This is a genomic window from Bacillus sp. 01N45 (assembly GCF_056399205.1).
Genome location: NZ_JBFTQW010000004.1, coordinates 71,149 through 84,888, shown reverse-complemented (window position 1 = coordinate 84,888; position 13,740 = coordinate 71,149). Strand labels below are relative to the sequence as shown.

The 13,740-nt window shown below is 34.3% G+C and carries 15 protein-coding genes and 1 pseudogene; 9 read left to right on the top strand and 7 right to left on the bottom strand.

Features of this window, described 5'->3' with window-relative positions; translation table 11 throughout:
* The first annotated feature begins 101 nt into the window (after positions 1-101).
* The 4 genes from phaZ (at position 102) to AC1DMU_RS10895 (ending at position 2,807) form a co-directional block, all read left to right on the top strand.
* Complete coding sequence (gene phaZ / locus AC1DMU_RS10910) at positions 102-1,019, top strand: intracellular short-chain-length polyhydroxyalkanoate depolymerase (protein WP_142291779.1); 918 nt, start codon at positions 102-104, stop codon at positions 1,017-1,019.
* A gap of 60 nt (positions 1,020-1,079) precedes the next feature.
* Positions 1,080-1,313 carry a hypothetical protein gene (locus tag AC1DMU_RS10905; RefSeq protein ID WP_088064013.1) on the top strand — a complete coding sequence of 78 codons (234 nt, stop codon included), beginning with the start codon at positions 1,080-1,082 and terminating at the stop codon, positions 1,311-1,313.
* Positions 1,314-1,426: 113 nt separating this feature from the next.
* Positions 1,427-2,623 (top strand): MFS transporter, encoded by a 1,197-nt coding sequence (locus AC1DMU_RS10900; protein ID WP_088064012.1) that lies wholly within the window; start codon positions 1,427-1,429, stop codon positions 2,621-2,623.
* Positions 2,607-2,807 (top strand): NETI motif-containing protein, encoded by a 201-nt coding sequence (locus AC1DMU_RS10895; RefSeq protein WP_000166305.1) that lies wholly within the window; start codon positions 2,607-2,609, stop codon positions 2,805-2,807. The genes AC1DMU_RS10900 and AC1DMU_RS10895 overlap by 17 nt, the downstream gene beginning before the upstream one ends.
* A 101-nt stretch (positions 2,808-2,908) precedes the next feature.
* On the opposite strand, the gene AC1DMU_RS10890 is transcribed toward AC1DMU_RS10895, so the two are convergent.
* Positions 2,909-3,319: a DUF4279 domain-containing protein gene (locus tag AC1DMU_RS10890; RefSeq protein ID WP_088064011.1), complete on the bottom strand. Its 411-nt coding sequence runs from the start codon at positions 3,317-3,319 to the stop codon at positions 2,909-2,911.
* A 339-nt stretch (positions 3,320-3,658) separates the two neighbouring features.
* Between AC1DMU_RS10890 and AC1DMU_RS10885 the strand changes: the two are divergent.
* A pseudogene (locus AC1DMU_RS10885) lies at positions 3,659-4,116 on the top strand (VOC family protein).
* Between the two features lie 130 nt (positions 4,117-4,246).
* Here AC1DMU_RS10885 and AC1DMU_RS10880 read toward each other — a convergent pair.
* Complete coding sequence (locus AC1DMU_RS10880; protein WP_088064010.1) at positions 4,247-5,347, bottom strand: S-layer homology domain-containing protein; 1,101 nt, start codon at positions 5,345-5,347, stop codon at positions 4,247-4,249.
* Positions 5,348-5,744: 397 nt separating this feature from the next.
* On the opposite strand from AC1DMU_RS10880, the gene AC1DMU_RS10875 reads away from it, so the two are divergent.
* Positions 5,745-6,077, top strand: a complete 333-nt coding sequence (locus AC1DMU_RS10875) for a DUF3895 domain-containing protein (RefSeq protein ID WP_087984191.1) — start codon at positions 5,745-5,747, stop codon at positions 6,075-6,077.
* Between the two features lie 99 nt (positions 6,078-6,176).
* Here AC1DMU_RS10875 and AC1DMU_RS10870 read toward each other — a convergent pair whose 3' ends face one another.
* Positions 6,177-6,884 carry a DNA alkylation repair protein gene (locus AC1DMU_RS10870; RefSeq protein WP_088064009.1) on the bottom strand — a complete coding sequence of 236 codons (708 nt, stop codon included), beginning with the start codon at positions 6,882-6,884 and terminating at the stop codon, positions 6,177-6,179.
* A gap of 349 nt (positions 6,885-7,233) precedes the next feature.
* Here AC1DMU_RS10870 and AC1DMU_RS10865 point away from each other — a divergent pair, with 349 nt between their 5' ends.
* On the top strand, positions 7,234-7,692 hold the full coding sequence (locus AC1DMU_RS10865) for a hypothetical protein (protein ID WP_088064008.1): 459 nt from the start codon (positions 7,234-7,236) through the stop codon (positions 7,690-7,692).
* A 184-nt stretch (positions 7,693-7,876) separates the two neighbouring features.
* Here the strand turns inward: AC1DMU_RS10865 and AC1DMU_RS10860 are convergent, their stop codons facing one another.
* Positions 7,877-9,109 carry an MFS transporter gene (locus tag AC1DMU_RS10860; protein WP_088064007.1) on the bottom strand — a complete coding sequence of 411 codons (1,233 nt, stop codon included), beginning with the start codon at positions 9,107-9,109 and terminating at the stop codon, positions 7,877-7,879.
* A gap of 225 nt (positions 9,110-9,334) precedes the next feature.
* Here AC1DMU_RS10860 and AC1DMU_RS10855 point away from each other — a divergent pair, with 225 nt between their 5' ends.
* The gene (locus AC1DMU_RS10855) at positions 9,335-9,916 is read left to right on the top strand and encodes a TetR/AcrR family transcriptional regulator (protein ID WP_088064006.1); all 582 of its coding nucleotides are present in this window, start codon (positions 9,335-9,337) and stop codon (positions 9,914-9,916) included.
* Between the two features lie 81 nt (positions 9,917-9,997).
* Here the strand turns inward: AC1DMU_RS10855 and AC1DMU_RS10850 are convergent, their stop codons facing one another.
* Genes AC1DMU_RS10850 through AC1DMU_RS10840 form a run of 3 tightly spaced genes read right to left on the bottom strand, consistent with a single transcriptional unit; the run spans position 9,998 to position 11,302 of the window.
* A complete protein-coding gene (locus tag AC1DMU_RS10850) occupies positions 9,998-10,444 on the bottom strand; it encodes a DUF7832 domain-containing protein (protein ID WP_063220963.1) in 447 nt (148 codons plus the stop codon).
* Between the two features lie 26 nt (positions 10,445-10,470).
* On the bottom strand, positions 10,471-10,773 hold the full coding sequence (locus AC1DMU_RS10845; protein WP_088064482.1) for a contact-dependent growth inhibition system immunity protein: 303 nt from the start codon (positions 10,771-10,773) through the stop codon (positions 10,471-10,473).
* A 49-nt stretch (positions 10,774-10,822) separates the two neighbouring features.
* The gene (locus tag AC1DMU_RS10840) at positions 10,823-11,302 is read right to left on the bottom strand and encodes a hypothetical protein (protein ID WP_063220964.1); all 480 of its coding nucleotides are present in this window, start codon (positions 11,300-11,302) and stop codon (positions 10,823-10,825) included.
* 448 nt (positions 11,303-11,750) lie between these two features.
* Here AC1DMU_RS10840 and AC1DMU_RS10835 point away from each other — a divergent pair, with 448 nt between their 5' ends.
* The gene (locus AC1DMU_RS10835) at positions 11,751-13,532 is read left to right on the top strand and encodes an S-layer homology domain-containing protein (RefSeq protein WP_088064005.1); all 1,782 of its coding nucleotides are present in this window, start codon (positions 11,751-11,753) and stop codon (positions 13,530-13,532) included.
* Positions 13,533-13,740: the final 208 nt, after the last annotated feature.

The following is a 13,740-nucleotide window of genomic DNA, read 5'->3' as shown; positions in this document are numbered from 1 at the left end:
TGTTGATTTATGTAAAAATTTCGTATAGGTTTTATGTTGCGAACGTATATTCTGCATGCTATTCTTTAAGTAAGTAAAGAATTTTCTTTCTATTAAAAAGAATGGGGGAACTTGTGATGATTAAGCCTGCAACAATGGAGTTTGTTTCACTATCGAACGGAGAAACGATTGCGTATCAGGAAGTTGGAAGGCAAAATGCAGAAATTCTTGTACTCATTCACGGAAACATGACATCGTCACAACATTGGGATTTAGTAATTGAAAAGCTGCAAGACCGATACCATATTTACGCTCTTGATTTAAGAGGATTTGGACAATCAACATATAATCAATCGATAGATTCATTACAAGACTTTGCAAGAGATGTAAAACTATTTATTGATCAATTAAAACTAGAGAAATTTTCATTAATGGGCTGGTCAATGGGTGGTGGTGTTGCGATGCAATTTACAGCGAATCATCCAACTTTTGTTGAAAAGTTAATTTTAGTAGAATCAGTAGGCATGAAGGGATATCCAATTTTTAAAAAAGATATTAACGGGCAACCGATCGTATCAAGTTTAGTAAAGACGAAAGAAGAAATCGCGCAAGATCCCGTACAAATTGCTCCAGTGCTAGATGCGATAAAAAATATGAATAAATTATATTACCGTACAGTATGGAATCTATTAATATATACACATAATCAACCGGAACCGGATCGTTACGAAAAGTATTTAGACGATATGTTAACGCAACGTAATTTCGTAGATGTGAATTATGCACTCATTACATTTAACATTTCGGATGAACATAACGGGGTTGTAGAGGGAAATAAGCAAATTCATCATATTAAAGCTCCAACACTCGTCATACAAGGTGACAGAGATTATGTCGTACCGCAAGTAGTCGGTGAGGAATTAGCAAAACATTTGCCGAATGCAGAGTTGAAAGTGTTAGAGGATTGCGGTCATTCGCCGTTTATTGATTGTTTAGATGTATTTATAAAACATGTAGAGGATTGGTTAGAAGAGAAATAATCCCCGAAATGATAAGTATTGCATATACTATAACATTGTAGGTAAAAGGGGAGATTATCCATGCATCAGCCGTTCTTAATTGCGCATTCGCCATATAATCATCACTTATATACAAAAATAATGATAGCTCCGATGTATATGCAAGTTTCACCAGCTGTAGTTCCTTTACAAATGCAATACCCGCAGCCACCAATTGCTCATGCACAGCAATACGTGTATGAAACTGCTTTTTATAAACATCCGTATTTCAAGCAATTCCATAACAATGTGAAAGCGCAAGTATGGGAAGGATAAGAAGCTAAAGGATTCATTCTTTTAGCTTCTTTTTTATTCATAATATTCGTACACGCATTTGGAGAAACAGTTTATAATGAAAAGTGGAAAGCGTGAGAAGGAGAGGGAAAAGGATGTCGATGCGTTTTACTTTTTGGATTATGGTTGGAATTGTAGCAATCTCGGGTTTGTCACAAGGGATGCTTTTACCGGCCATTGCAATGATTTTTGAACAAGAAGGGGTAAGTTCAAGTATTAACGGTATTCATGCGACGGCATTATACATTGGGATATTAGTTATTTCACCGTTTCTTGAAAAACCGATGCAAAAGTTTGGAATGAAGCCAATTATCGTTATTGGTGGGTTTCTCGTTATTATTTCATTATTCTTTTTTACACAAACTTTTTCATTTTGGGTATGGTTTATTCTTAGATTTCTAGTTGGAGTCGGAGATCATATGCTTCATGTCGGAACACAAACATGGATTACGACAACATCAGACCCGAGTAAAATAGGGAGACAAGTATCGATATACGGTGTATTCTTCGGAATTGGTTTTGCCGTTGGTCCGTATTTAGCAAGCACTGTGCAGTACGGTCTTGCAACGCCATTTATTATATCTACTATACTTTGCTTAATAGGTTGGCTATTATTACTTCCAACGAAAAATGCATTCCCGGCGCAAGATGAAAGAGAAGTGAAGAGTGAATCATCATTTTCTCGTTATAAACAAGTTGTTGGATTAGGGTGGATTGCATTACTAGGACCACTTGCATATGGCGTACTAGAAGCAATGTTAAATAGTAACTTACCAGTATACGCGCTTCGTAAAGGATGGTCTGTATCAGATGTATCCTTCTTATTACCAGCGTTCGCAGTTGGGGGCATTATTACACAAATTCCACTCGGTATATTAAGTGATAAATACGGAAGAGATCGTATTTTAACGTGGACGTTCAGCGTAAGTACGGGCATTTTCCTACTTGCAGCAGTATTTGATCACTATTACTGGATCGTCTTTGCCTGTATGCTGTTAGCGGGTATGGTCATTGGATCATGCTTCTCACTAGGTCTTGGATTTATGACAGATTTATTACCGAGACATTTACTACCAGCAGGTAATATATTATCTGGAATCGCCTTTAGTTTAGGAAGTATTATGGGACCTGTATTAGGAGGCGTATTTATAGAAAAAATACAGTATACAAGCTTTTTTATTGCGGTTATGATTATAATGGGAATTCTCGCAATGGTATATATGGTCTACATGAAGAATCAATTCGCATCAAGAAAAATAGAAAGTAGGTTAGGGCATGACAAAACAACCTAATAAAAAGAAATTTGAAGTACTCGAAAACGAAACAATTACAGACTGCTTAGCACGTATGGAACAAGAAGGCTATGCACCGTCTCGTCGTATGGAAGAACCAATCTTTCATGAAGTGAAGAAAAACGGCAAAACAGAAGTTGAACCGTGCGGTAGAAAGATTGTCTTTGAGGGGAAATTGAAGTAATACGTTATATAAAAAGAATTTGCTTTTGGGTACAAACAAGATAAAACATAAAGTCACATAAGAAAACGCTATTGATTCCAATATCAATAGCGTTTTTATTTTTAACAAATATATAGATCAAAATGAATTTCTGCTTGAATGGAACTAACAAAATCAATAATGTTTTTTTGTAAATACATCGCGGGTGATTCGTTATTCTCCACTTGCATTACTACCATAAAAAGAAACTCTAAACTATACTTCTTCTTGAGATGTTTTAATTGCTCTGTTTTTCCTTCAAGGGATTTTAGAATAACTTGCAACTGATTATTTATATCGTATGATTCTTGATAGCCGGTGCTGAAAGTCCAATTAGTTTCTTTTCTATATAGGGTTTTGGTGGATACAAGATTCGGATTATCACGTTTTGCAACAACATCACCTTTTTTATAAGTTCTTGTAGGCTCGATACTTAGGGCGTCGGTAATTGCTTCAACAGGGAATATATTACCCGTTGCACTAAAATAAGCCATAACTTTTGTTTTATCCAGAATGGCTCCTCCTCTATTATTAAGATGTTAATCTTATTACATTATAAAAATTTATGAATGTAAATAGAATTTTTATCCTGCTATTTGTGGGCAGCAAAGCTTCTAATGGGAGAAAAGTAGGTGAGAGCCAATTTTTCATAAAAGCTCACTAGTTCCATTGTATTGAATTCCGGCGTTGAGGCATTAGTTAAAGATGGATACCTATACATTTGTAGGACAGAACAATTATACAAAAGTAGGATGCTTAAAAATATAAATATTTGTATGATAAAAACAAAATATATTTTAAAAATCAGAATGTAGAGGAGAGGGAAATATATAATGATACAAAGCATATATGAAACTCATTTACATGTAAGAAATTTAGAAAAGGCGATAGATTTCTATCAAAATAAGTTAGGCTTAACAGTAGCAAAAAACTATCGAAAAGACGAGTTGCGTTCTTTTGGATAGGCGAAAATAAAGAGCAAATGCTCGGATTATGGGAAGTACATACGAATGAAGAGTTTGAGACGAAACACTTCGCTTTTCGTGTAGATTTAGAGTTTTTAAAGATTTCTAAATTATGGCTAGAGAAGCGTGGAATAGAGGTAGTAGGGAGTCAAGGGAAAGGAAATCGAGAACCAATTGTCCAAAGGTGGATGCCAGCTGCAAGTGTATATTTTCTAGATTGTGATGGAAATAAATTAGAGTTTATTTCTATGTTACATGATGATCCAGATGAATTAGAATATGCAACGTATTTAAGTGAATGGGATGCGGAGCATCAAGAAAAATAAAGTTTAAACAGTAGGAGTTATATAGTTTTGGATTATATTAAATAGATAGAGACAAATAAAATCCCTCAAGAAAAAGCACGTTCTTGAAGGATTTTTTATGCTTTATATATTTTATATTGCTTGTAACTTATTAATTGAATTTATTTTTAGATATTTCAGCGCGTTGAATATAACCATCAGAGAAGCTGAAATAAAGAGAATAGCTTCCTCGATTATATATAAAGCCTTCACTAGTCATATCCTCTCCGATTCCATCTGGCTCACCAAACCACTCTTTTAATTCATTAATAGTGATATCCATTTTCACTGAAATATATCTAGCGTCCGAAGGGTACATGTCAATATTATAATCGCCGTATACCGCTATATTAGGTGCATCACATTCTGTACATGATGCTTGCTTCCAAACATCAGGCGCTCCAAATTCTTTTTTCACTTCAGATATATCTTTACCTAGTGCATCTAATTTAAATGGACCAAACGTCCCATTCTGTAAAGCTGTTGTTAACATTTGTTTCATTTCTTCTTTTGTATTGATGTTGAAATTATAAGATCGGTTCTTGGCTATTGCATTATAGAAAAATTGTGCATATTGCTCACGCTTCACAATCATGTTGCCATTAAAATTACCTGATTCGTCACCTTGTGCTATACGGTTACTACGCACTGCATTTACAGATTCATAGGCCCAATGACCTTTTGGTACATCTTTAAAGCTCCCTTGTCCTTTTGATTCTAAATGAAATGCTTTTTGTAACACTACTGCCATTTCATATCGAGTTAATACATCATCTGGACGAAATGTACCTGATCCATCACCTGTCATAATTCCAGCTTGCGCAATGGCTTTAATATCCTTTTCAAACATATGATTTGTAATGTCACTAAACATATTCGCCTGTTTATCATCTGCTATTAAACCTAAATGTCGATTGACTAAAGAAGCTACCTGTCCTCTAGTAACATTGTCCCCAAAACCAAATTTCCCATTTCCGTATCCTTTATAAATTCCTGCTGACGCTAAGTAATCGATAGCATCTTTTGACCAGTGGTCCTTTGGTACATCTGTAAATACAACGTTCGCATTGCTAGCTACCTTATAGCTATTTTCATTACCGTTTGTTTTCGTAGTTGTTTCTGCATTTACTGTACCTACCATCGTTGTAGTTGCTAATGCTGCAGTGATTATGAAACCGAAAAATTTTTTAGCTTTGCTTGTTTTCTTGCCCATTTGCGCAAGCCTCCCCAGTTTAATTTAACTTTATTAAATATACGTATTACACATTTAATATAACTAAATGCATGCATCGTAATTATAACATGTAAATTATAATTATTTGTCATTTATTTCCGCAATATGGATAAATTTTTGATAATATAACTGAAAATGTAATATTTGGATAATGGATATTCAGCTCTATTTAATAATGGTATATACAGTAAAACATTCTGCTTTCCAATCTGTAATAGAAAACAGAACGTATATTTGGTATAATCGAAACATACTATATGAAACGATGTACATGAGTTTGACATTTACGTAATAAGGTAAGTACTACATAATAATAACTACGCTATAGAATTCAGTTCATGTTATACAAATCAATCGTTAGAAAGGAAAAGAAGTAATGAATCAAATTTCATTTGAAGATTTATTTGAAGAAGAAAACAAACCAGAAAAGGTGGAGGTAGCTGATATACCAGTACCTTTATCGCCATTGCAAAAAGATATATTGGAATTAGTGGATTCTGAAGAAATAAGTACACTTGAGCTATGTGAACAATTAATACGATCCGGCAAAATATCAGATGAAAGATTCACAACGAATAAGCCGAAAGCATATGGACAAGTATGCTTAGTATTAGAAGATTTTGTTAAAGAAGGAAAGCTTATTTTTGTCAAAAGCGATGAGAAAAGAGATAGGGTTTATAAGTTAAAAGAAGAAGTTTCTAACATATAAGTTGTCCAGAGGTAAATGAATGTTTTCTAAGAAGAGAGTTCAGTAGTCAAAGAAAAAGGTGGTATCAATCAAGAAAGATTGATACCACCTTTTTCTTTTTTAACATCTTACATACTTACGTTTGAAACCAAGTCTGCCTCTATCAAGTTCTTTCTGAATACTTTCGGAAGCATTTAGCAAACTGCTTTTTTTATTATCACGTTTTACTTCAACTATACCAACTTCTTTTGCAATCTCGACTGCCTTTTCGTGTAGTGGCACATATGAAATTGCTACAGTGTTTAGAAAATTATTCATAGCGGATTTTGTTCGTTCTGGTGAATCATGGATCGTATTTTTTACCATTTCAAGCATAGTGGAAATTTTGCTTTCAGAAAACTCATTGTCTTTGCGATTTCCTAAAAGCCAGCAGTAGCAACTCCAGCCCGCTGACATTCGTAGCTCGTCTCCACTTGCAATCCATTTATCAGCAACATCTTGTGCAATATTTGATTCTGATAAAGTTACTGCCACCACATAATCGGACAACATATAAAAATATGCTCCGTCTATCCAGCGATCAAAATCAGACTCACTCATAGCTTTCGGGTCTGCAATAATGCCTGCAAAATACATAGCATCGTAGTTGCCTGTCGCATACAGTTCTTCAGCTAACTCTTGGTTTAATTTTATTTTTTTAGCGATTGGTTTCATAGCGCCTGTAGCTACGCCGAAAACTGGCTCGTGCGCACCGTTAGATATGTATATTTTTTTCGTTCTTTCCTTACCGAGGGATTCAAGCTCTTGCATAACTGTTTTTAAATCCATAGCTGTGCACTTCCTTCCTTCATATAAAAATCATTTTAATTGCGATCATCTAGTTTAAATTTTTTATCATGTCTTCCATACTTCCTAATTTTAAATCTTATGTGAGTAGGATGTCTACTTTCTGTAATTTATCGATAATTCAGTTATTGATTTTGAAATTCTAGCTATCTATAATTGTAAGGGTACTATATGAAAGTAGACGGGAAGGAAATACAGAAGTATAGCTTTTTACATAGATTGTTGGGATGAAAATAATATTTTACCTTTGGCTCTTTCTCGGTATTATCATGTTATTATTTGGAAAGGGGATAAATGGAATTTAAAGTTAAACATGTGAGGTTGGTTATAAGTGATAAAGAAATTTACTAGAGTAGTATTAACTGCAATTATGCCAATTGGTATAATTGCGGGTTGTGGAAATACTGAAAAAACTGAAGCAAAAGAGCCGAAAGCGGTACAATCGGAGAAAAAGGATTATACGGATTACTCGTATGGAAGCAAAGGTATAGTAGTAAGCGGCAAAGCGAAAGAACGTCAACAATACGAGGTTGGATATATGGATGACAATAAGTTAATTGGAATTGATGAAAATATTGAGGATTGTATTATTTTAGATAATAAAGATGAAGCAGGTCTCGTTTGGAAACAAATAGAGCGTGGGTCTATTATTGAAGTGCAATATGGTAAAGACCGCAATGATATTGTAGGCGTACAATTAGTAGGAGATCGTGAGCCATACGAAATTAGTGATAAGTTTGATCGGAATACGATAAACGAGATTGTCGAAAACGTTAAAGGGAATTTGTAATAGATGTACTTCGCTAGTATAGGATTTATTATTATAAAATGATGAATCGCATATGTGAAAATTTAGAATCAACGGCATTTTTTATATGAAAATGCCGTTGATTTGTGTTAAAAAGTAAATGCTATTCTATAGTCTTGTAGAAAAACACGTATGAAACATAAATGAATTATTCTTCTTTTAGCTGTTATGATCGCCGTAAGGTTATTATCCAAAATAAAAGAGCACAAGCACTAACAGATACACCTAATATGCATACTCCATCCCAACCATATTTTGCATACGTATTTGTTGAAAGAATTGCACCTGTTGCACTACCGATAGAGTAAAAAATCATGTAACTGGCAGTGAGTCGACTTCTCGCTTCAGGACGCACTGTGAAAAGCATACTTTGATTGGTGACATGTACAGCTTGCACCGCTAAATCTAAAAGGATAATTCCGAAAATTAGTAATAATAGAGAATGGTTAATAGATTTAATTAGGAGCCATGAAAGTACTAATAATGATAAGGCTATGCCAGTTGTTCTTTGTCCGAATCCTTTATCAGCTAATTGTCCAGCTTTAGTAGCAGCTAATGCACCTGCAACTCCAGCAAGGCCGAATGCGCCAATAGCTGTATGAGATAGATTATGTGGTGTAGCACTTAGAGGTAATACTAAAGAAGTCCATAAAATACTGAATGAAGTAAAAATGAGAAATGCTAGTATTCCGCGAACGCGTAAAAGTCGTTCTTCTACAAATAATAAGAGAACAGAGTGTATTAATTTTCGGTAAGACATAGTTGTCACTTTTTTAAGTTTAAGAGTTGGTAAGTTCCGGTGTAACAAAACAGTTACGAAGAGTAAAAGAATAGCGGAGGTGAGATAAACGGATCGCCATCCAGCTAAATCTGTTAATGTGCCTGCAAATGTACGAGCAAGGAGAATACCTATTACAACGCCACTTGTAACGAAACCTACTATGCGTCCACGTTCTGCTGGATTAGCTAAAATTGATGCATATGCGACGAGTGTTTGCGTAACCGTTGCAAGAATACCTACTAAGGCCATACCTATAAAAAGTACGGTGCTTGAGGAAGCGCACCCGATTATAATTAAAGCGAAAACAGATAAAAGCATTTGGAGAATTATTATTTTCTTTTGGTTTAATAAATCACCAAGTGGAACTAATAAAAGTAAACCGAGTGCATAACAAACTTGAGTAATAGTAATCACAATACCGATAGTTGAATGACTAATCTTAAATTCATTTGACAATGAATCAAGTAGTGGATGAGCGAAGTATATATTTGCTACAGCCATCCCACAAGCGATTGCGAATAATAGAGTCATATAGCGAGACATGGTTGCATGAACAGGTGGATGTATCTGAGTGTGAGTATGTTTTAGAATGGGCATCATTTTTTCTTTACTATTCATAAAAACAGCTCCTTTTTGCATTACTTACAAATAATGTACCGAACGGTATGTTATTTGTAAGTAAAATATAATCTCGAAGAAACATATATGTCAAGTTTATTTTGAGTTAATTATAATTTTTTTGACATGTCGTTTATAATCTAATACGATATATAACATACTGATTGGTACATAAATGACGATGTGTAATCTTAATAACTAGATATAGAAAGGATATGGTTTTAAATGGCACGACTACGCGAATTTGATGAAGAAAAAGCTTTGGATGCTGCTATGCAACTTTTTTGGGAGAAGGGATACGCAGCTACTTCATTAAGCGATTTAACTGCAAAAATGGAAATACAAAAGCCGAGTTTATATTCAGCCTTTGGTGATAAAGAGGGTTTATTTGAAGCGGCATTAAGGAGATACACAAATTTACATGCGGCTAATATACGAACAAAACTTCAAAACGAACAATCTGTAAAAGGAGCAATTCGGACGTTTTTTGAAAATATGGTGGAAGAGGAATATAAAAAAGAGTTCAGTAAAGGTTGTTTTTGTATTAACACAATGGTTGAACTTGCTCCTCATAATGAAAAATTTGAAGTACTGACTAGAGAACATCAAATGTATCTTGCAGTTATTTTTCAAGAATTAATTACGAAGGGAATACGATCAGGTGAACTGCAAAGTGATTTGAACGCTAAAGCATTAGCGCAAACATTAGTCACGTCCTTAATTGGATTAACAGTGTTAATGAAATCACGTCCAGAACGTTCCGTTATAGAAAATTCGATATCGATAATAGTATCGTTAGTAAAATGATCTTTGGGCGAGGTGTTAATCAGCAAATTAGATATTAAGAAAGTCGATTCCTTATTAAAATAAGAAATCGACTTATTATAATTATTTATTTTGTAAGTTGTCTTTCCAAAAATTATAGCTATTATCAATAACGTTTTTTAATTTGAAATAGTTTTCCCAAGTATCTTGCACATGGTAGAGAGTTTCGCCTTCGTCTATAAAAACATCACTGTAATCATTTATATATTTCCAGTCCTCGTCATGGTTAAAGTAGTACTTTGCGAATTGGTTGCCCTCATCATTTAACATGTCGTCTGCTAAAACGCCATCCCAGTTCATATAAATTTCTGTGCCAGTCATTTGTTTAAGTTTAAACTGATTAATTTCGTCTTGAGACTCTTCTTCAAATTCTTCACTAAATAAATTATGTTCAAGTATCCATCCTAAAAACATACCAGTATGTACAAAAGCTTGATCAATTGGTAAGTCCTCAGGGAAATCACCTTGATAATGGTACTTCGCTTTATCATAAACGATCGTATTTAACAATTAGGTCATCCCCTTTAATGTATAATCTAATAAACTTGTATGGTTTGTTTTAATATTTCAACTATGTTTTCAAGCCATTCTACCGGTGTGATTTCTAGCCCTTCAAAATATATCCCATCTGCTGAATATCGAATGTACGCTTGTTTTTCTTCAATGCTATAATCATTTTTTAGAAATTTAGATAGAAAAACAATAGAGTCTTGTAAATATTCCTTGTGTGCCTCTTCTAATAATTCTTTAAGTGCTTCTTCGTAGAAAGTATCTTGATGGAAAGTGCCAGCTAGAAATTGGAAAACTTCATCATCTTCCATATTTTCTATTCGTAGCATACTCATACTCATCCTCCTTGTTTCGTATGTAGTGATATTTCACAATTAATTAATCTAGAATAATTAATTGTGAAAATAAACTTTCTATGTCTTTAGCATCTTTCTTGAAAAATTTAAGTATGCGTGCCATAACGTAGTAATTTTCCCCGCCACGCTCTGATACTAGAACATTCTTTTCGTTTTCTTTTGTCACTTCATTTTCTAATACAGAGTAGATGTGTTTGAAATCGCCTTTTTCAAATACTACACAACATGTTAATAATGCTATGCTGTAGTAATAGCCAATAACATCATACATAGCAAATTGATTGTTTGGCATTAAATCTAATTGGTAAGAGTGTACTGTATTGGCAACGAGTCTAGTTATTCCTTCAGATTCAATAAAAGGTTTCATACGTAAGCAGTGATTTTTATTTAGTGGTGCATGAGCAAAAGATTTTAACTTATTAACTAGTTTCTTTACAATTTTTTGGTCTTCTTCATTTAATGTATCAATATTAGTGAGTAAAATATGAGCAATTTCTTCCATATAAAAACTCCTTTCAATGTAAAAAGATGACAACTATATTATAACGAAAAATTGAAAAGCTTAGTATTTTCAAATAGGGAAATTACATTAAATCAGGATCTAATTAATAGATACATAGTATTTATGAAAAAACGTAAAGGTCCTTCTTGGTGAAGAAAATCAGTAAAAGGTATCCTAATCTATTTTTTGAGAAGTAGTAGTGTGTAAGGGGATAAGTGTTTTTGACGGCAATTGCAATTGGTTATAAAATAATGTCTGTTAAGGGATTTTATAGAAACTATCATTCACCTGCTGGGGATAAAATGAAAGCATGTATAAAAGGATGAATATACATAGGTGATGAAAAAGTTTTGTTACAAGTACATAGTAGATTCATAGTCTTTCACGAGTGAGAATAGAAAGGGAGGTTGAGGTATTTACACGAACAATGTAGATATCGATTACAGCAATGAATAAAATTATAAAAAAAAGAGTAATTGCACTATCAACAAGTTTAGTAATGTTAGGGAGTGCACCTTTAGCGATATCAGCAGAAGAGAGCAAAAACCTTCAAACGGATCAACTTCGTATCGCACAAGGGGAAGGTGGAACGAGCGGATTAAGTTATTCGAATTTCAATCTAGAAACTCCTGATCACATGCAAATTAACGAAGCAGAAGTATCAGAAAACGAGAAAATACTTCTAGAAGAATATAAGCATAAACATGATGAAACAGAAGAACTAAATAAAATGAAGGAAGCTAAAAAAGGTCAAGTAGCAGAAGATGAAGCTATTTCAAACATTGAAAAGGCATTTGAACATGTAGACGGTAAAAATGATGGCTCTACTCGTGAAATGAAGCCGGTTGAAAAGCCAAGAGCCATTCAGTATAGTGCATCGATGACTACAAAGAAATATGGAACACTTGCAGGAACTCCATTTGTAGAGTGGATTGTTCCAGCAGGAAACCCTGATATTCGCCCTGCTAATCCGATGAAAGCACGCTACATTACAATTCATGAGACTGCAAACACAGCCCGTGGTGCGAATGCTGAAAATCATGCGAAATATTTGTATAAACAAGCAACGGAAGGTACGTTCCGAACAGCTTCATGGCATTTTACTGTAGACGACAAACAAATTTATCAGCACTTACCAACAAATGAAAATGGATGGCATGCAGGAGATGGCGATGGCTCAGGAAATAGAGAGTCTATCGGTATCGAAATTTCAGTTAACCAAGATGGAGATTACAATAAAGCATTAGAGAATGCAAAGAGACTTGCAGGTTATTTAATGAACAAAGAAGGTATTAGTGCGGATCACATTTACAGGCATCAACAATGGAGCGGAAAAAACTGTCCTGATATTTTAATTTCTCGTGGGAATTGGACTGGCTTCGTACAAGGTATTCAATGGTATGCAAATGTTAATGCGCAAATTGACTCGCCTTTACAAGAAAGAGATGAGCTATTTGATTCAAATGAATATAATCCAGCTGAACCTAATATGGAGCTTGTAGTGAATGGTGACGGTATAAACGTACGTAGTGGCGTAGGACTTGAGCATCATATTGTTCGTAAAGCTTCAAACGGAGATCGTTACAAAGTGTTAGCAGTTAAAAATGGTTGGTATAAAATAGGTAATGATGAGTGGATTTTCTATAACCCAAGTTGGATTAAGATAAACTATAATGTGCCAAATAAAGAAGTGCAAAAACCAAAAGATGATATTACAGGTGGATGGTTTGAAGGGCATATTCGTAAGCTGAACAGCCTAGGAATTATGCACGGTGAAGGAAATGGTGTATTTGCGCCTTATCGTAATGTAACGAGAGCTGAGTTTGCGACATTAATCTCAAATGCTCTAAAGCTACCAGAAGGAAATAAGTCATTTGTAGATATTAACAAAGCGCATCCATCACTTCATAGCGGTATTAAACGTAGTGCAAGTGCAGGAATTATTAACGGTCGTGGCGGAGGGATTTTTGATCCTAACGCATCTATCACACGTGAAGAAGCATCTATCATGATTGACAACGCATTACAGTATAAAGGTGTTACAGGTAAATTAGTCGTATTACCATTTACAGATCAACATTTGATTACATACAAACAGCCAGTTCAGCGGTTATATAGCTTAAAGGTAGTTACAGGTGTTGGAAATAATGAGTTTAATCCTAAAGGGACAACAACTCGTGGTGAAGCAGCTGCCTTTTTAGTGAAGATGTTAGACTCTATGCAGAAATAAATGAATTGTATGTAGTAGTTTGTACTGGTACAAGAAAAAGTAATAAGGATTTTAAAGGAGCTATTCAAATGGAACAGCTCCTTTTTATATTAGCCACTATTAAGCCCCTTCCAAGCCCCTCATAAGCACCTACCAAGTAATAAATCACTAAGAAAAAACAAAACAAAAACAACTACAAGAACAAAAAAGCGCGAAAAAATAAAACCGG